The 17,563-nt window shown below is 71.2% G+C and carries 19 protein-coding genes and 1 tRNA gene; 12 read left to right on the plus strand and 8 right to left on the minus strand.

What is annotated here, in order from left to right; all coding sequences use genetic code 11:
- The first annotated feature begins 894 nt into the window (after positions 1–894).
- From ACFPZN_RS04630 to ACFPZN_RS04660, 7 genes are all read left to right on the plus strand, one after another.
- On the plus strand, positions 895–1,197 hold the full coding sequence (locus ACFPZN_RS04630) for a hypothetical protein (RefSeq protein WP_378280454.1): 303 nt from the start codon (positions 895–897) through the stop codon (positions 1,195–1,197).
- 131 nt (positions 1,198–1,328) lie between these two features.
- Positions 1,329–1,748, plus strand: coding sequence for a hypothetical protein (locus ACFPZN_RS04635; RefSeq protein WP_378280455.1), 420 nt, complete (start codon positions 1,329–1,331; stop codon positions 1,746–1,748).
- A 2-nt stretch (positions 1,749–1,750) separates the two neighbouring features.
- Positions 1,751–1,975 (plus strand): helix-turn-helix transcriptional regulator, encoded by a 225-nt coding sequence (locus tag ACFPZN_RS04640; protein WP_378280457.1) that lies wholly within the window; start codon positions 1,751–1,753, stop codon positions 1,973–1,975.
- A 101-nt stretch (positions 1,976–2,076) separates the two neighbouring features.
- Positions 2,077–3,063 carry an NAD(P)-dependent alcohol dehydrogenase gene (locus ACFPZN_RS04645; protein ID WP_378280459.1) on the plus strand — a complete coding sequence of 329 codons (987 nt, stop codon included), beginning with the start codon at positions 2,077–2,079 and terminating at the stop codon, positions 3,061–3,063.
- Between the two features lie 584 nt (positions 3,064–3,647).
- Entirely contained in the window at positions 3,648–4,196 is a 549-nt protein-coding gene (locus tag ACFPZN_RS04650; RefSeq protein WP_378280461.1) for a TetR/AcrR family transcriptional regulator, read from the plus strand.
- A gap of 120 nt (positions 4,197–4,316) precedes the next feature.
- A complete protein-coding gene (locus tag ACFPZN_RS04655) occupies positions 4,317–5,885 on the plus strand; it encodes a hypothetical protein (RefSeq protein ID WP_378280463.1) in 1,569 nt (522 codons plus the stop codon).
- A 451-nt stretch (positions 5,886–6,336) separates the two neighbouring features.
- Positions 6,337–6,627, plus strand: coding sequence for a hypothetical protein (locus ACFPZN_RS04660; protein ID WP_378280465.1), 291 nt, complete (start codon positions 6,337–6,339; stop codon positions 6,625–6,627).
- A gap of 298 nt (positions 6,628–6,925) precedes the next feature.
- Here the strand turns inward: ACFPZN_RS04660 and ACFPZN_RS04665 are convergent, their stop codons facing one another.
- From ACFPZN_RS04665 to ACFPZN_RS04680, 4 genes are all read right to left on the minus strand, one after another.
- Positions 6,926–7,348, minus strand: coding sequence for a roadblock/LC7 domain-containing protein (locus ACFPZN_RS04665; protein WP_378280467.1), 423 nt, complete (start codon positions 7,346–7,348; stop codon positions 6,926–6,928).
- A gap of 321 nt (positions 7,349–7,669) precedes the next feature.
- A tRNA-Ala gene (locus ACFPZN_RS04670) sits at positions 7,670–7,742 on the minus strand.
- Positions 7,743–7,761: 19 nt separating this feature from the next.
- On the minus strand, positions 7,762–8,517 hold the full coding sequence (locus tag ACFPZN_RS04675) for an HAD family hydrolase (RefSeq protein WP_378280468.1): 756 nt from the start codon (positions 8,515–8,517) through the stop codon (positions 7,762–7,764).
- A 55-nt stretch (positions 8,518–8,572) separates the two neighbouring features.
- The gene (locus ACFPZN_RS04680; protein WP_211245696.1) at positions 8,573–8,692 is read right to left on the minus strand and encodes a DLW-39 family protein; all 120 of its coding nucleotides are present in this window, start codon (positions 8,690–8,692) and stop codon (positions 8,573–8,575) included.
- A 238-nt stretch (positions 8,693–8,930) separates the two neighbouring features.
- On the opposite strand from ACFPZN_RS04680, the gene ACFPZN_RS04685 reads away from it, so the two are divergent.
- From ACFPZN_RS04685 to ACFPZN_RS04700, 4 genes are all read left to right on the plus strand, one after another.
- Entirely contained in the window at positions 8,931–9,143 is a 213-nt protein-coding gene (locus tag ACFPZN_RS04685; protein WP_378280470.1) for a hypothetical protein, read from the plus strand.
- Positions 9,144–10,020: 877 nt separating this feature from the next.
- Positions 10,021–10,830, plus strand: a complete 810-nt coding sequence (locus ACFPZN_RS04690; protein ID WP_378280472.1) for an SDR family NAD(P)-dependent oxidoreductase — start codon at positions 10,021–10,023, stop codon at positions 10,828–10,830.
- A 118-nt stretch (positions 10,831–10,948) separates the two neighbouring features.
- Complete coding sequence (locus ACFPZN_RS04695) at positions 10,949–11,818, plus strand: aldo/keto reductase (protein WP_378280474.1); 870 nt, start codon at positions 10,949–10,951, stop codon at positions 11,816–11,818.
- 182 nt (positions 11,819–12,000) lie between these two features.
- Positions 12,001–13,863, plus strand: a complete 1,863-nt coding sequence (locus ACFPZN_RS04700) for a M64 family metallopeptidase (RefSeq protein WP_378280476.1) — start codon at positions 12,001–12,003, stop codon at positions 13,861–13,863.
- Between the two features lie 2 nt (positions 13,864–13,865).
- On the opposite strand, the gene ACFPZN_RS04705 is transcribed toward ACFPZN_RS04700, so the two are convergent.
- The 4 genes from ACFPZN_RS04705 to ACFPZN_RS04720 all read right to left on the minus strand — a co-directional run bounded on the left by ACFPZN_RS04705 (position 13,866) and on the right by ACFPZN_RS04720 (position 16,651).
- Positions 13,866–14,843, minus strand: a complete 978-nt coding sequence (locus tag ACFPZN_RS04705; RefSeq protein ID WP_378280478.1) for a DMT family transporter — start codon at positions 14,841–14,843, stop codon at positions 13,866–13,868.
- Between the two features lie 64 nt (positions 14,844–14,907).
- On the minus strand, positions 14,908–15,762 hold the full coding sequence (locus tag ACFPZN_RS04710) for a helix-turn-helix transcriptional regulator (protein WP_378280480.1): 855 nt from the start codon (positions 15,760–15,762) through the stop codon (positions 14,908–14,910).
- Between the two features lie 61 nt (positions 15,763–15,823).
- On the minus strand, positions 15,824–16,057 hold the full coding sequence (locus ACFPZN_RS04715; protein WP_378280482.1) for a hypothetical protein: 234 nt from the start codon (positions 16,055–16,057) through the stop codon (positions 15,824–15,826).
- 84 nt (positions 16,058–16,141) lie between these two features.
- Positions 16,142–16,651, minus strand: coding sequence for a MerR family transcriptional regulator (locus ACFPZN_RS04720; RefSeq protein WP_378280484.1), 510 nt, complete (start codon positions 16,649–16,651; stop codon positions 16,142–16,144).
- Here ACFPZN_RS04720 and ACFPZN_RS04725 point away from each other — a divergent pair.
- The gene (locus tag ACFPZN_RS04725) at positions 16,650–17,417 is read left to right on the plus strand and encodes a methyltransferase domain-containing protein (RefSeq protein WP_378280486.1); all 768 of its coding nucleotides are present in this window, start codon (positions 16,650–16,652) and stop codon (positions 17,415–17,417) included. The two genes, ACFPZN_RS04720 and ACFPZN_RS04725, sit on opposite strands and share 2 nt — an antisense overlap.
- Positions 17,418–17,563 lie beyond the last annotated feature (146 nt).

A 17,563-nucleotide genomic window follows, 5' to 3' on the forward strand; every position in this document is an offset into this window, starting at 1 on the left:
AAAGTGCCTTCTGGACTGGTACGGACAGGACCTTCGACAAGCCCTATCCTCCCAGCACAGAGGCACTTTTCTTATCTAAACGGTCACTCCCGGCCCATCGCCCGGTGAAAGCCCGAGGCTAGGAGGCCGCAGCGAGATCACCGGCCGGCGGTTCATCGGCCACACGGTCACCGCGCCGAGTTCGAGCGCGCGATACTCCGCTCGGAAATCAGTGTCGTGCTCGCTGCTGAACTCTATGCGGGCGTGCTGGAACCCCTCCTCTGGACATGCGTCAGCGCTCCGGAACCCCGTCTCGGACAATCGGATTCCCTCCCACGGCATTGAACGACCGGAAAACGCAACGGTGTACGTAGCTCGTCACGATGACGATGACAGCCGGGCGTTTATGACGCCCCTGGAGAATTCCAGGGCGGAGTCCGTCCCGGCCGGTCAGAACGGCGATGGTGGTCGTGCAGGTCGAGCCGCTCACGCCCCGGCTGCCGACCGCATCGTGCGAAGTGAGCTCCCGCCGGCCGGGGACATGCGGCCTGTCCCCGGCCGGGCGCAGGCTCTCCCGCGAACTGTCGGTCCCGCGGTCCCAGCGCACGTGATCGTCGTCGGCCCGTAGGGCGCGGACGCTGTCGGCACCGCGAACAAAGACCGGCCCCTGCCCCACCAACGGCGGCGGAACATGCCCCCGAGGTGGGTGAAGCACCTGTGTCCACGGCCCACCGCCGGCAACCATCACGGGCGTCAAAGGCGCGCAGCACCCTGTCGCCGGTGCCGAGGAACAACGGTCTCCGGCGGCGACGGGGAAGGCCCTGCTCGGAAAGGGCGCGTCCATCGGCCCCATCGGCCGCGGGCACGAACAGGCCCAGCCCGCAGTAGCGCATCGCGCCGGCCAGGACCGGGCCGGTGACCGGCTGGTTGAAGGTGAGCTGCGCGTGCACCATCGGCAGCGACTACCTGCTGCACACCCACCACGACCGCCTCCGCGCCAGCCGCCAACGGCAGCCTGGCCGCCCGCTCATGGTGCTCACCGCCCAGACGATCGAGGTCGGCGCCAACATCGAGGTCAACGCGCTGGTCACCGAGTCAGCCCCGTTGCCCGCGCTCATCCAGCGCCTCAGCACCCTCGACACCAGCCCAGCACCGGTGGTCGACGACCCCACCACCGGCGACGACCCGATGTACAGCACCGTCCGCGCGGCCACCTAGGCCGTGGGTCGGATCCGCGCCTCGGCTCGTTGGCGCGTGCGCCTCGGGCGTCCTGGTCAAAAATTGTTGACATCATGTCTGCGCCGTTTTACCTTGGGACATGTCAAAGTTCTTTTACATGGGAGTGGGGCATGTCCTCCGAAGAGAGACGTTCGTGGATCTACGTCGTGGTCGCCGTCGGTGTCGCCGCGGTCTACTTCGTCACCGTCCTGCCGAAGGTGCCGGGCGCGGACGTCGCGCGGATCGCCTATGTGCGGCCGATGCTCATCGCCATCGGTGCCGGGATCGGCCTGGGCATCGTCGCCGGCATCGCAGCCGCCATCGCCTCGCCGAAAGAGGCCGGCCGGGCCGACGAGCGCGACCGGCAGATCCACCGGCTGGGCGAGTACGTCGGGTTCTACGTCATGAGCATCGCCGCGATCGTCCCGCTCGCCCTGGCCATGGCGGAGGCCGCCCACTTCTGGATCGCCAACGCGCTGTACCTGGCGTTCGTCCTGGCCGCACTCGCCTCGTCGATCACGAAGATCGTCCTGTACCGCCGGGGCCTCTAGCCATGGTCAAACCCACGAAGGTCACGAACTCGATCAGGGCGCTGCGGTTCGCGAACGGCGAGATGACCCAGGCGGAGCTGGCCGACCGCGTCGGGGTGACCCGGCAGACCGTCATCGCCATCGAGCAGGGCCGCTACTCGCCATCGCTGGAGGTGGCCTTCAAGATCGCCCGGGTGTTCGACGTGCCGCTCGACGACGTCTTCGGTTACCCCGACACCGACACCTGACCCATCTCCGAGTGCTGGCCACCGCCTCGTGGCCCCCCACCTCATCCGAGAGGACCACCTCCCATGACCAATCCGGTCGCCACCGCACGAGCACCCCGACCATGACGAAGACGACGATGATCGCGATCGCCCGCGACACCTACTGCGCACCGGCGCAGCTCCAGTTGCGCGACATGGCCGTGCCGACCATCGGCGCCGACGATGTGCTCGTTCGCGTTGAGGCCGCCGGCGTCGACCAGGGTGTGTGGCACGTCATCACCGGCCTGCCCTACGTGGTGCGCGCCGCCGGTTTCGGGCTGCGCCGGCCCAAGAACCCCGTCCCGGGCATGGACGTCGCCGGCCGCGTCGCAGCCGTCGGCGCCAACGTCACCCGGTTCCGTCCCGGCGACGAGGTCTTCGGCACCTGTGACGGTGCGTACGCCGAGTACGCCCGCGCCCACCAGGACAAGCTCGCCCCCAAACCGGCCTCCCTCACCTTCGCCCAGGCCGCCACCGTGCCCATCTCCGCCTGCGCCGCCCTCCAGGGACTGCGCGACGCCGGCCGGCTCACCGCCGGGCAAAGGGTCCTCGTCACCGGCGCCGGCGGCGGCGTGGGCAGCTTCGCCGTCCAGCTCGCCAAGGCCTATGACGCCCAGGTCACCGGCGTGTGCCGCACCGCGAAGACGGACATGGTCCGCTCCCTCGGCGCCGACCGCGTCATCGACCACACCCGCGAGGACTTCACCACTGGCACCGACCGGTACGACCTCATACTCGACACGGCCGGCAACCGCCCCCTGACCCGGCTACGCCGCGCCCTCGCCCCCCGCGGCACACTCGTCATCGTCGGCGGGCCAGGAGGCGGACGGGTGCTCCAGGGCGCCGACCGCCAGATCCGGGCGAAGCTGCTGTCGCCCTTCGTCGGCCAGCGCCTGGCCGGCCTCATGTCCACCGAGCCCGCCGCCGACCTGCACACCCTGGCCGACCTCATCGACTCCGGCGCCCTCACCCCGGCCCTCGACCGCACCTACCCCCTCGCCCGAACCTCCGACGCCATCGACTACCTCAAGACCGGCCAACCCGCCGGCAAGATCGCGATCACCATCTGACCCCCGCCCACCGCGTGGTCGGCCCACCACAACACCACGAATATCCGCCCATGTTCGCGACCCAAAGCGTCGACTCGCACAGGTACGGCTCCGACGGCGGCGAGTGATCGATCGCTTGAGTCATCTCATGAGGCGCGATCGTGATGGCGAGGCAGGCTCTAGACGGGATTGGTCTTGGCTGATGGCGGCGGTCTGTTGGGGCTTATCGGCCATCGGGGGTTCAAATCTCCGATCCTCCGCTTCTGAACGGCGGGGATGCGTCGCACGACGCATCCCCGCCGTTCGCGTTCCAGGCCGAAACGGGCCCAGGACCGACGGCCACCCGGCCGAGGCTGGATCCGCACGCATGGAGACGGCGAGATAGTCGCGGGACCGCTCACGGCTGATCTCTGCACTGGGCGGCGTCGTCGTCGAAGGTGAATGGGAAGGTCTTCCACCGGCGTCCGGTCGATTCGGCGGTGCTCATCTACGCTGACGGCGCGTAGCGGCATTTTCGGATGATGGGAAGGTCTATGACGTCTGGGGTGGGCCGTGGCCCGTATGCGAAGTCGGCGGCCATTCGGCGGCGGGTGGTGGAGGCGTGTGTGGACGCCTTCGCCCAGACCGGCTTCTACGGCGCCACGATGAAGGACGTCGCCAGGCGCGCGGGCATCAGTTACACCGGGCTGATGCACCACTTCCCGAGCAAGGAGGATCTGCTGATCGCGGTGCTGGAGTTCCGCGGCGAGCAGAGCACCCGCCTGATGGAGGCGGCCGGCGCCCGCGATCCCGTCGGGCAGCCGCTGAAGGCGCTTGAGGGCCTGCTCGCGGTGAGCGCCGACAACTCGCTGAGCCCGGGTCTGCTGGAGCTGCACTGTGTCATTTCGGGTGAGGCCACCTCGCCGGAGCATCCCGCCCACGCCTACTACACCGAGCGCTACCGGAAGCTCCGCCAGTTCTTCACCGCCGCCTTCACCGCCTTGGGGGAGCGCGGCGAACTGCGTTCGCCCGTCCCGGCGGAGACTCTGGCCACCATGACGCTCGCCCTGCTCAACGGCCTGCAGGCCCAGTGGCTCTACGACCGCGACACCGTCGACATCCAGGGCGGTCTGCGCGCCTTCCTGGCCTCCGTCGTGCCGGCCCTGGCCGAGTGACCGCGCCGGAATACCGCTGTTTGTTGTTGAGAGGAGGATTCTTGACAGACGAAAATTGTACTGCAACCCTACTTTGAGCCGCCGTGACACGGGTCACAGAGGGCTGGAGGAGGGTGATGCATGTCGAACCTGACGTGGCCGCGCGTCCTGGGGATACCTCTGCTCGGCGTCCTGCTGGCGAGCAGCGCCCTGGCAAGTCTCGAGCCCCCTGCCAGGGCCGACGCGCATGATTCGGCCCCTGCGAGGGTGTCGGTTGACTTCGGGCTCGAGCAGGGCGGGCTGTCACGTCCAGAGAGGTACAACAACTTCGGCAACGTCACCGCCTGGCCCCAGCAACGTCCCGGGGACGTCGAGTTCTTCAACAAGCAGGGGCTGCACGGCGACATCTACCGGGTCTGGCTCAGCAGCCCCAACGCTCCCGCCGAGGACAACCTGTTCAACCAGTGCGACCTGGCGGCCGGAACCTGCGACTTCTCCAGGCTGGACGCCTACCTCACCCAGGCGAGCACCGTGTCCGACTCGGTGCTGGTGAACCTCAATCCGACCGACTTCGTCCAGGGCACGAGGCCGTTCAAGGATCTCCAGCCGCTGTTGGAGTTGATGGTCGGGAGCCTGAAGAAGAAGTACCCCCGGGTCAAGTACGTCGAGGTGTTCAACGAGCCCGACTGGCAGTTCCACGGCCAGGAGCGAAAGCAAGGACGACCGGCAGACCAGACCACACTGCAGCCGACCGGGCTCTACCGCTTCTACCGGCCGTTCTACGAGGCCGTCCACAAGGTCAACAAGGGACTCCGGCGCGCCGACCGGCTTCAGGTGGGCGGACCGGCGCTGATGTTCATGGATCCCAAGTGGCTGCAGCCGTTCCTGGACGGCTACGCCGCCGACCGCGACCCCCGCAAGCGCCTGGACTTCCTCTCTTACCACTCCTACCTGAAGTGGGACGACGACTACCAGGTGCCCACGCTCTACAGCAAGGATCTGCGGGTGGTGGGCTCGGACCGGGCAACCGTCCGGGCGTGGCTGAAGAAGCGCCGCCTGCCCACCGGCATTCCGAGCTTCGTCACCGAGACCGGGATCTATCCCGGTCCCTCGTTCGACGAGCCCGACCCCAAGAACGACTATCTCCGGCAGGCGGCCGGCCTGGCGACCTACGGCTACCTGTACGCCGGCCAGCCCGACACCTACATGTTCAACTGGTGCGTCCGGCACCGGGTGGAGGAACGCAAGGACCAGCTGGTCACCCGGAATCCCGGCGGGCCGGCCACCGACACCTTCACGCCCTACGGGAACATGATGCTGATGCAGTCCAAGATGAAGGACACCCGGGTGTCCGCCGTCTCGGACGGCCGGAAAGGCGACGCGGGCGAGAAGGGCGACAACGGCGTCTACGCCATCGCCTCCAAGGACGGGACCGGCGCGTCGCTGATGGTCTGGAACTGGCAGCACACCCACGCCGACAGCTACAGGACCACCATCGACATGTCCCGCCTGCCCTCCAAGCTGAGGCACGGGCCCGTCCGCCAGCGCATGTACCGGATCGACCAGACCACCAGCAACTACTTCACCGACCCCGCCAGGGCCGGCCTCCAACTCGTCGACGAGAAGATCGTCGCCCCCGGCACGACCCACACCCAGACCGTCGACCTGGGCCCCAACGCGATCTATCTGGTCCTCCTCGACCCCGCGTAATGCCGGCCCCCCAGGGAGTGAACGTCTGTGTGCGTGCGCTCCCTGGGGCGGTCAGTCGGTGGTGAACTTTGCGCTGGAGACGATTCGGTTCATCGTGTCCTCGTGGCAGTGGCCCGGGGCGCGGAAGAGGATGAGGAACGCGGTCGGCGAGTCGGCACGTGGGACGAGGTAGGTCCGGACGTGCAGACGCGCTCCCTGGCGGGGTCGCTCAGGACGCCGTCCAGCCTGAGTCCCGGGCGCCCGCCGACGGTCTGTGCGGCGATGGGCTTCATTCATTGCTGACCGTGCCCGGGAGCAGGTACCGCATGTTCTGCTGTATTCCGGCCGGTTCAGTGGCGCTCGCGTGTGACTCACCCCGGCGAAGAGTCCTTGGGCGTTGCCGGAGTCACCGCGTATGGGGTCGTTGACGGCCGTCCGGTCCGCGGTGATCGGCGTCCGGAACAGTTCCTCGATGCGTGCCGCTACGGCGTACTCGTCGGAGTCGTGCGCGGAACGGACGGCGGCCGTCGCGGTGACGGCAACACCGTCGGGCGTCGCGCTGAATCCGCTGCCGGTGGCCAGCGGCTCCCGCGTTACCTGTCTCAGCTGGGTGATCCAGCAGCGTGATGCCGACCTTGGCTGCGGCATCGTCCCGTACCACACCGAGGGTGACCCGGTCGGTGGAGCCGCTCAGGTGCGGGTGGGCGCCGGTCGTGGTTCCGTTGAAGAAACCGGGACATGCCATCGTGACCACAGCCGGTGAGAATGAGGGCTTTTGTCAGGCATTGTCCCCTTGTTGCGTTGGCAGGCCGTCCGGTCAGCGGCGGGAGCTTGGCGAGGGTGGACGGCGGGTTCCTGCTCCTCCGGCGTTACGGGCGGTCCATCTCTTCGTTCAATTCGGGAGGGCGAGTTCGGCGGCGATGGCCGTGCGCCGGTCTCCCGGCCCCGGACGTCGGAATTGACGACGAGCGGCACGAGATATTGACACGAGGTGACAATAGGGTCGGCGCACATTGGCGCATGAACGCGTGCCCTCATCATCCGCGCGCAATTGCGCGCGGTCAGGCGGGTGCCGTGCCGCGGGCCCGGGACGGGGAGGTGAGGTGCTCGCCCAGGCCGCCGACCATCACGGTCATCTCGTACGCGACCACGCCTACGTCGGCTTCCGCGTCGCTCAGGACCGCCAGGCAGGCGCCGGAGCCGGCGGTCGTCACCAGCAGGAATCCCGACTCCATCTCGACGATGGTCTGCCGGACCGGGCCGTCGCCGTACCGTTCGCCCGCGCTCTTGGCCAGGCTCTGGATTCCGGCGGCCACCGCCGCCAGGTGCTCGCCGTCGTCCTTGGGGAGGTCGTACGAGGAGCCCATCAGCAGCCCGTCCGCCGAAAGCACGATGGCGTGCAGGACGTGCGGCAGCCGGCGGACCAGATCGTCCAGCAGCCAGCTCAGGTCGGCCGCGGTACCGGGCTTCTCGGTCACGTTCATCCTCACCTTCTGCCGGGTGGTGGGGTGGGGGCTTGTTCCGCCCCACCCTTTCAGTTGCCGGACGGGAACGGGAGGGGTAGCAAAAAGGGGTATCAGATCACGTATTTACCGACAGCCCAGAAGTCGGCCATGCATGCAGGAGATTGCCGTACCGGTTTTAACCGGACACATACAGTGGCGAGTCGATCGTCGGAGGGCGTCCCAGGATAATGACCGCTCGAATTATTCGAGAAGTGTGCATTGCGCGGACGCCAAGTCGCCATGCGAGGCGCGGTGAGCGAGAACCGGGCGCTGAGCCGCGGCGGGCCGACGCGGGTGTTGTGGAGCCATGGGGAGTCGAACCCCAGACCTCCGCCTTGCAAGGGCGGCGCTCTACCAACTGAGCTATGACCCCGGGACGTGTCCCCTAGAGGCTATCGCACCGTGTGGTGCGTATCGGGCGGCGCGGACGGAGGCGAGAGCGCGGACGAGGACACGGGCAGGAAGAGGTCCGGGAACTCCTTCACGCTGCCCAGGACGTGCGTCGCCCCCGCGCCCAGGAGCTGGTCCTGGGAATGCGCACCGGTCAGCACCCCCGCCACGATCGACGCCCCGGCACGCCGTCCGGAGAGGACGTCGTTGTCGGTGTCGCCGCAGACCGCGATGTGCCGGACGTCGTCCACGCCCAGCCGCAGCGCGGCGGACAGGATGAGGTCCGGGTACGGGCGCCCCCGGCCCGAGCCGCCCCCGTCCTCGGGACAGAGGGCGAGATCGACCCGCCCCCACCAGCCAAGGGTGTCCAGCACCCGGCCAAGGGTGCGGCGACTGAACCCCGTCGTCAGGCAGACGCGCACCCCGGCGCCGCTGAGCCGCTCGATGGCGGCCTCGGCGCCGGGCACGGGAGCCAGTCCGCGGCGGTCGACGACCAGGTCGTAGGACCGTTCGAACGACAGGTTCGCGGCCTGCGCCCGGGGCTCGTCCCCCGCGAACAGGGCCCGGAAGATCTCGATCTTCTGGCGGCCGCGGAACTCGCGGACGCGCGCCATCGCACGCGTGTGCGCCGCGGTTCCAGCAACGACTCCGACGGTCGCGATCGCCTCGGCGAAGGCCGTCTCCACGGCATCGCCGTCGACGAGCGTGGTCCCGGCGAGATCGAGGCAGGCGATGGTGATCCGCTCCGCACCGGTCACGCCGGGCCCTCCCTCGAAGTCGGTCTCCCGTTCGCGGCGGGAGCGCTCCGGCGCGTCAGCTGTCGGTGGACGTGGCCTCGGTCCACAGGTCGAGCTCGGCACGGTCCTGCTGGAGCCGACGCCAGACAACGAAGCCACCGAGAGCGACAACAGCGAGAACAAGCAGCTTCTTCACGGTGGGGACCCCTTCACCTCGACTATGAAGCCAAGCCCGGGGACGTTCGGATCATTTGATGCTCCCCCAGGCTCTCCGCAGCCTAGCAACCGATGCCGGGCGGTCCGCACCCCGATCGTGTTATCGGACCGATCGTCCAAATTCGCCGGACGAGTGTGATGGGGAACACTGGATGGTGCGGATGCTGTGACCGTTCCGTCATCTCGCCGGGGACGCCGATCGGACGGATAATCCAAGTATGGGCGCACAGGATGACTTCGCCCTCTGGGAGCGGGAGCTGGAGCCTCCGCGCCCGCCCGGGAGCGACGGGAGCGGGCGCGGCATGGTGCTCGTCGCGGCCCTGACCGCTGCCGGCTGCACCGCCCTCATCACGCTCGGCCAGGTACCGCTCGGCGCCGCCGGGCTGGTGCTCTCGTCGCTGGTCCTGCTGCTCTGGCGCGCCGGCATGTGAGGTCCGTCCCGTTCCGACGGGGTGGACGCCGCGGTTTGGGGGATCGGTGGTGTTCGCCGGCCGTCAGGCGGGTTCGTTCCTGCCCTGCCACGAGGGCTTCCTTGCGTTGCGGGACGTTCCGGCGACCGGAAGTCAAGATCATTTCAAGCTTGCGGCGACGGCGCGCTGAACCGTGTCGCGAACCGACTCGAGCCGACACCGCCCCCCCCACCCGGCGAATGCCGTACGGGCCAGGTCTTCGGCACCTGAGTCTTCGGCGTTCTCACCTCGACGCCCGCCGTCCGAGGCCTGTCGCCCCTGCTCCTTCGTCCGGCGTCCGGCGTCCGGCGCCCTCCGTTCTTCCTCTGGCGCCAGGTCTTCGGTGCCCGCCGTCTGGCGCCCGGACCTTCGGCGCCCAAAGCCCCGGCGCCCGCCGCCCGGCGGACGGCGGACGGCGGACGGCGGACGGCGGACGGCGGACGGTGGACGGCGCCAAGACCTCGGTTCCCGAAGCTCGGGGCCCGTCGTCCATCGCCCGACGTCAGGTCTTCGATGCCCGCCTTCTGGCGCCCGGACCTTCGGCGCCCGCCGCCCGGCGGACGGCGCACGGCACCAAGACCTCGGTTCCCGAGCCCCGGGGCCCGTCGTCCGGCAACCGCCGTCCCTTGTCCAGCGCCGGGTCTTTGGGGGCTCGGGTCCTGCCGTCCGGCGCACGGGCCTCGGGGCCTGCCCTTCGGCGTCCGATGTCGTCGGTTCTGGTGCCTGGTGTTCGTACTTGGGGGATCGATGTCTGTTTGTCCTGGACGGGGGCCGTCCGGTTCCGGCCAGGGGTGCTTGGGTGGGCGGCCGCAGGCGATTCGTGTTCGGCCGTGGCGTCGGGCATGCGATCATCGCGGCCATGGAACTGCGCGGCAGCACGGCCCTGCTGACGGGGGCGACCGGCGGCATCGGGCAGGCGCTCGCCCTCGCGCTCGCGGCGCGCGGCGCCTCGGTGGTGCTCACCGGCAGGCGCGCCGACGTGCTGGAGCCGCTCGCCGAGAAGATCACCAAGCGGACCGGCGTGCGGGCCATCGCGCTCGCCGCCGATCTCGCCGATCGCGACGCGCCCGCGGATCTGCTGGAACGAGCCGGTGACATCGACGTCCTGGTGGCCAACGCGGCGCTGCCCGCCTCGGGGCTGCTCGCCGACTACAGCGTCACCGAGATCGACCGGGCGCTGGACGTCAACCTGCGGGCCCCCATCGTCATGGCCAAGCTCGCCGGTGAGCGGATGGCCGAGCGGCGCCGCGGCCATCTGGTCTTCATCTCCTCCCTCGCGGGGAAGACCGCGTCCGGACGGGCCGCGCTGTACAACGCCACGAAGTTCGGCATGCGCGGGTTCGCGTTGGGGCTGCGCGAGGATCTGCGCGAGCACGGTGTCGGGGTGTCGACGGTCTTCCCTGGCTTCATCCGGGACGCGGGGATGTTCGCGGACGCGGGCGTGACGCTGCCGCGCGGCGTGGGCACTCGTACGTCGCGGGACGTGGCGCGGGCGACCGTGCGGGCCGTCGAGAAGAACGTCGCCGAGATCGACGTGGCGCCGCTCGGGCTGCGCGTGGGGGCCTTGCTCGGCGGTGCCGCCCCGGCGCTGTCGGCGGCCGTGCAGCGCCGCGTCGGGGGCGACCGGGTCGCGCGCGGGCTGGCGGAAGGGCAGCGCGGCAAACGCTGATAACGGTGGCATTCTTCCCATCGCCGTCCGTTCTTCGCTCGGCCCGCCCGGGTCGCGGCCGGGCCGCGGGCCAGTGATCCAATGGATCGGCGAGAACGACTGCGATCCAGGAGCGACCATGAGCGATTCCCCTGTGCGTCCCGTCGCGAGCAGCGGCACGTTCGCCATCGGCGGCGATCTGCCGGTGCATCGGCTCGGGTACGGCGCGATGCAGATCACCGGTCCGGGCGTCTGGGGCGAGCCCCGTGACCGCGGCGAGGCGGTACGGGTGCTGCGGCGCGCCGTCGAGCTGGGCGTCACGCTGATCGACACCGCGGACTCCTACGGCCCGTTCGTGAGCGAGGACCTGATCGCCGAGGCGCTGCACCCGTACCCGGACGACCTGGTGATCGCCACCAAGGGCGGGTTCACCAGGACGGGCCCGGGCGAGTGGGTGCCGCTGGGACGGCCCGAGTACCTGCGGCAGTGCGTGGAGATGAGCCTGCGGCGGCTGCGGCTGGAGCGGATCGACCTCTACCAGCTGCACCGCATCGACCCCGAGGTGCCGTTGGACGAGCAGCTCGGCGTGCTGCGCGACATGCGGGACGAGGGGAAGATCCGCCACATCGGGCTCTCCGAGGTCACGGTGGACGAGCTGGAGCAGGCCCGCCGGCACGTCCCGATCGTGTCGGTGCAGAACCTCTACAACCTGACCAACCGCCAGTCGCAGGACGTCCTGGAACGGTGCGACGCGGAGGGGATCGCGTTCATCCCGTGGTTCCCGCTGGCGACGGGCAAGCTGGCCGAGCCGGGCGGGAAGCTCGCCGAGGCGGCGCGCCGCCATGACGCCACCCCGGCGCAGCTCGCGCTGGCCTGGCTGCTGCACCGTTCGCCGGTGATGCTGCCGATCCCTGGCACGTCCAAGGTCGGCCACCTCGAGGACAACGCGGCCGCGGCGAGCGTCTCCCTCTCCGGGGACGAGGTGGCTGAGCTGGAGAAGCTCGCCTGAAAGCCGGTGCTCCCGGACGGCTGACGCCGCCGGGCCGTGTTCTTCGTACGTTTTCGACGGCGACAGCACCGCGGTCTCCTGGCGATAATCCGGCTCAGTCCGCTTGATCAGCGGGCTGAGCCGGCGCGCCGTCCCCCCGGGCTGCCTCGCCCGCCGCGCGCCCCGACGCGAGGAGTGCGCGCATGCCGAGGGCGAAGAAGGCCAAGAGCGTCAGCACGATCGCCACCGCCGCCATGCTGCCGCTGGCGACGTTCACAGCGACGGGCGCCGCGGCCACCGTCCATACGGGCGGCCCCAGCACCACGGCCGCCGCGCAGGACGAGGGCGGTGCGGCCGAGGTCGTTCCGGTTCAGGTGACCGGGGATCCGGCCAGGCGGTTCAACCTGGTGGTCCTGGGCGACGGCTACACGTCCGCGGACATGCCGAGGTTCCGCGCCCACCTCGACAAGCACCTGAACGACCTGTGGACGATCGAGCCGTTCAAGTCGTACCGCGGCTATGTCAACGTCTACGCCGTCGAGATCACCTCCGGTGAGAGCGGGGTGAGCTGCGATCCCGGTCTGTCGTCGCCGCGCCGCACCACGCCGCTGGGCATGGCGTTCTGGGGCGGGTGCAAGGAGGCGGGGCCGCAGCGCCTGCTCACCATGAACTCGGCCGCCGCGAAGTCGTACGCCGACATGGTCCCCGGGACGACCTCCGCCAACCGGCAGATCCTCGCGCTGGCCAACAGCGACACCTACGGCGGCGCGGGCGGCACCTACGCCACCGCGTCCGGCGGGAACGCCCTGTCGGCGCTGATCACGCCGCACGAGCTGGGCCATTCGCTCGGGGGGCTGGACGACGAGTACGACTACTACCAGCGGGGCGTCCCGGGCGGCGCGTACGAGGGCGGCGAGCCCGACTCCGTCCATCACACCCTCCTCACCGAGCGGCAGATGAGGGAGCGGCGGACGAAGTGGTGGCGGTGGCTGGGCGAGCCGAGCGAGTCCGGGGGCCTGATCGGACGGTACGAGGGCGGCCTCTACAGCACCAGGGGCGTCTGGCGTCCGAGCCGGCACTCGATGATGAAGACGCTGGGCTACTACTTCGACCAGCCCGCGCGGGAGCGCATGACGCAGCGGATCTCCGCCAAGGTCGCCCTCGTCCAGGCGCACGCCCCGAACGACGCGCCCGTGGGCGCCGACCGGGTGCTGTGGCTGGAGACGGCGCATCCGACCGGTCACGAGCTGTCGATCTCCTGGGAGGTCGACGGCCGGGAGGTGCGGGCGGCGCGCGGCGCCCGCAATCTCGACCTGGCGCGGCTGCGACTCCGGCCCGGCGCGCACACGGTGAAGGCCACGGTCACCGACCCGACCGGGTTCGTCCGCGATCCGGCGATCCGCGCGTCGGCGGCGCTGACGCAGACCCGCGCGTGGAACGTGGACACGCGGGTGGAGACACCGCCGTCCGAGGTGCCGGTGGGCTTCGGCGCCTCGACGCCCACGGACCGCGCGGTGAGCACCGATGACGTGGTCCACGCCGAGACCACCCATCCCGTCCGGGAGGTCCCGCGGATCCGCTGGGAGATCGACGGGCGGGTGGTGCGCGGCGGCGAGCGCTCCGTGGACCTCGGCCGGCTCCGGCTCTCCCCCGGGACGCACCGCCTCACCGCCCGCGTGGGCGCCGGCGCGGTCCGCGAGTGGACGATCGACGCGCGGCGCCCGACGGTGGCCTACGAGCTGTCGCGGGCGTCCGAGATCCGGCGGCGGCCCGGGCACCCGCCCGAGTACGTCTTCGACGGGCCGTTCACCATGCGGCTGACCGCGTCCGACGACCGGCCGGGCACCGTGGTCGGCGAGTTCCGGGTGGACGGGGACGGCTGGTACAACTACTTCGGCTGGCCGACCGACTCCACGGCGCCGTTCCGCTTCACCGAGAAGGGGACGGTGATCGACCACCTGTCGTACGGCGGGATCGGCAAGGGCCGCCACACCATCGAGTACCGCGCCATCGACGCGTCCGGGAACGTCGGCGAGCCGCGGACGTTCATCGCCGTCCTCCGCTGAGGTCAGGCGTGCGGCTCGGCCCGGACCTCCTCCGACCGGCGCTCCGGTTCGGGCGGGAGGCCGGGTCGGCGGCGGCTGCCCGTGGCCAGGACGGAGCCGCAGAGGATCAGCACGAACGCGGCGGCGATCGTCCCGGTGAGCGGCTCGTCCAGGAACAGGACGCCCGCGGCCACCGCGACCGCCGGGTTCACGTAGGTGAAGACCATGGCCCGGGACGTCCCGACCTCGCGGATCAGCTCGAAGAACACCACGAACGCGAGCGCGGTGCAGACGATCCCGAGCCCGGCGAGCGCGGCCAGCACCGTCCCGTCCGGCATCGACTCCGGCCAGGTCGCGGCCGCGGGGGCGGCGTAGACGAGGGCGGCGAGGGTGAGGCACGCGACGGTCATCTGCAGGCTCGGGACCTCCCCCAGCCGCCGGGCCGCGATCATCGGGGCGATCGAGTAGCCCAGCACCACCAGCATGATCTCGCCGATCGCCCAGGCGCTGCCGCCTTCGAGATGCGGGGCCGCCAGCACGCCGACGCCGCCCAGCCCCAGCAGCAGCCCGGCCCAGCGCGCCGGGCCGAGCCGTTCGCCGGTACCGGCCGTCTCCTTGCCCCGCGCCCTCTCCCAGGTCTCCAGCAGCCGGGCCAGGACCAGTCCCGCGATCGGCACGGCGGCGATCAGCAGGCCGGTCATCGAGCTGGACAGGTGCCGTTCCGCGTCCGACAGCAGGGCCCACGGGCCGAGGATCTCCAGCGCGGCGAAGGCGAGGATCGGCCGCCAGTGGCGGCGCAGCGTCCCGAGTCCGCCCGCGCCCGGCCCGCCCGCGCCGCGCCGCACGACGAGGGGCAGCAGGACGGCGGCGCCCAGCGCGGTCCGGGCGAACACCAGGACGGGCACCGAGATCCCGCCCTCCACCGCCACCTTGATCATCAAATAGGGGATCCCCCACAGCACGCTCATCAGCGCGAACAGCACCCAGCCCCGACGACTCACCGGCTCCTCCATCGGCCTCCGGGCCCGGTTCCTCCGGATGCCCGGTCGTATCCGGTATGAGTCCTCAGTCTCGGATCGCGCGGCCGGTGCCGTCTTGAACGCTGTTGCGGTACGCGCCCGGCGTGACCCCCAGCACCCGCCTGAACCAGCGGGTCAGGTGGGCCTGGTCGGCGAACCCGACCCGGGCCGCCGCCTCGGCCGGGGGCAGGCCCGCGTCGAGCAGCGAGCGGGCGCGCGCCACCCGGTGCTGGGCCAGCCACGCGTACGGCGGCATGCCCATGATCTCCCGGAACCCGCGCAGCACCTGGTACCGCGACAGCCCCAGGTCGGCGGCCATCTCCTCAAGCGTCGGCGGGCCGGTGAGCTCGTCGGCGAGCCGGACCGACACCGTCCGGGCGATCCACGCCGCCGCCGTGTCGTGCCGCCGCCCGCCGAGCACGGCGGCGCCGGCGGACCGTCCGGCATGGCGCCGGACGAGAACGTCGAGCAGCGACAGCAGCATCGACTCGCCCTCCAGCGGCTCCGGCCGCGCGCCCTGACCGGGCCGCCGGGTGAGGGCGCGGTGCACGGTCCACATCCGGCGGGCCAGGTCGTCGTCCGCGATGATCGCGTCCCGGAAGTGCGGCAGCGCGCCGCGGCCGAGCTCGGCGAGGAGGCTGGGCGCCGGGTACAGGACGCGGTACGCGAAGCCCTGCTCGTTGGCGGGGCCGCCGGTGTGCGGCTCGCCTGGCTCGACGACCACCACGCTGCCGGGGCCGTTGTACCGGAGTTCGCCCCGGTAGCGGATGGCCTCCAGGCCGCCGGTGCACACGCCGATCGCGAACTCCTCGTGCGAGTGCGGCGCGTAGTGGCGGCGCCCGATGCGGGCGGCCATCAGGTCCAGGGGGAGGCCCTGGATGCCGTCGATCCGCGTCCACACCACCCGGTCCGCGACCGGCGCCGAGCGTTCCCCGCGTGCCGGCGTGGCTGGAACGGCCGGATCAGGCGGAGAAGAGGTGCCGGATCCGCCAGCGGTCCGCGTCACGGCTGAGCTCCGCGATCGCGACGCCGTCGTCCCCGTTGATCCTGACCCGGTAGACCAGCGCGTCCGGGGACGATCCGTACGTCTTCAGGACCTCGTCCACGGCGTAGCGCGAGCCCCGCCACTCGTACGCGGTGAGCCTGCCGGACGGGTCGTGCTCGGCCCGGATCGGCTCGTTCAGAAGGTGCCCCATGAGTCCGCGAGCCTAGCACCGATTCGAACTGATGTTCGCAGGTGGGGGGCCTTTTCCGGAGTGGGGCGGGGAGGAGGCGCGCTCTCACGGTAGGCCCGCGGGCCCGTGGGCGCCGAGCATTTGCGCGCCCGGGCGTGGCGCCGGGCGCGGCGGCGCGGGCGGCGCGGGCGGGCCCGTCCGCGCCCCGATCACGGACTGGACGTGGGCGCACCGGGTGAAGTCCTCGTGGTCGCAGTCCAGCGCGCATTCGATGATCTCGATCGCGGCGCGGGCCTCGGCGATTCGCCGCCGCAGTTCGTCCCGGCGGCGGCGCAGGACCTCGCGGCGCTCGGCGGGCGCGGCCGTGGCGAACATGGCGCGGATCTCCTCCAGCCCCAGCCCGGCCCCCTTGGCCCGCACGATCATCGCGATCCGGTAGAGGTCGCCGGTGCCGTACCGGCGCCGGTCCCCGGCGGCGCGGGCGGGCGCGAGCAGGCCCTCCGCCTCCCAGTGCCGCAGGACGTGGGGGGCCAGGCCGAAACGGGCGGCGGCCGCGCCGATGCTCATCCCGGGGCTTGACTTCATGTCGACATTAAGTCGCAGCATGTCCGCCATGTCCACTCCTGACCTCGACGATCTCGTCCGCCGGCTCGATCTGGCCGACGCCCGGCCCGACGCCGCCGCCCTCCGCGCCCGCTCGTACGACCTGCTCGGAAGCGCGGGCGTCCCGGCCTTGGGGACGAGGGTGGTGGACGTGGGGTGCGGCGCGGGCCGTGCCGTCGCCGAGCTCGCCGAGCGCGGCGTCCGGGCGATCGGCCTGGACGCCGACGAGCGGATGGTGGCGGCGGCGCGGCGGCGGTGGCCCGCGCACGCGGCGGCGTTCCGGGCCGGCGACGCGCTCGCGCTCCCGTTCGGGGACGGTGAACTCGGCGGCTACCGGGCCGACAAGGTCCTGCACGACCTGGCCGAGCCGGCGCGGGCGGTCGCCGAGGCGCGGCGCGTCCTGGAACCGGGCGGGCGCGCGGTCCTGACCGGGCAGGACTGGGACGCCATCGTGATCGACTCCGATCGGCCCGGCCTGACCCGCACCATCGTGCGCACCCGTGCCGGGCGGATCGCCTCGCCCCGCGCCGCCCGCGCCCATCGCGCGCTGCTGCTGGACGGCGGTTTCCGCGACGTGACCGTGGAGGCCCGCACCGCCGTGTTCACCGACGAGACGGCGCTTCCCCTGCTCGCCGCCGCCGCGGCGGCCTGCCGCGCGGCGAACGCGATCACGGACGAGGAGGCGGGCGCCTGGCTCGGCGAGCAGCGCGCACGGGCCCGGGCCGGCCGGCTGCTCGTCGCCGTCCCGATCTTCATGGCGGCCGGGACGCGTGCCTGAGACACTTCATCCACAGGCTGGGGGAAACGTGACGCACAGCCTGGAAGCCCTGCTCGGGGGCGTATCCGGTCCGTCACTCCACAGCGAAATCCCCAGGAAGCCAGGCTTTCCACGACCGCGGGCCCCGCCGCCCCGCCGCTTCACAG

Source organism: Actinomadura rugatobispora, from assembly GCF_042656285.1.
Lineage (GTDB): Bacteria > Actinomycetota > Actinomycetes > Streptosporangiales > Streptosporangiaceae > Spirillospora > Spirillospora rugatobispora.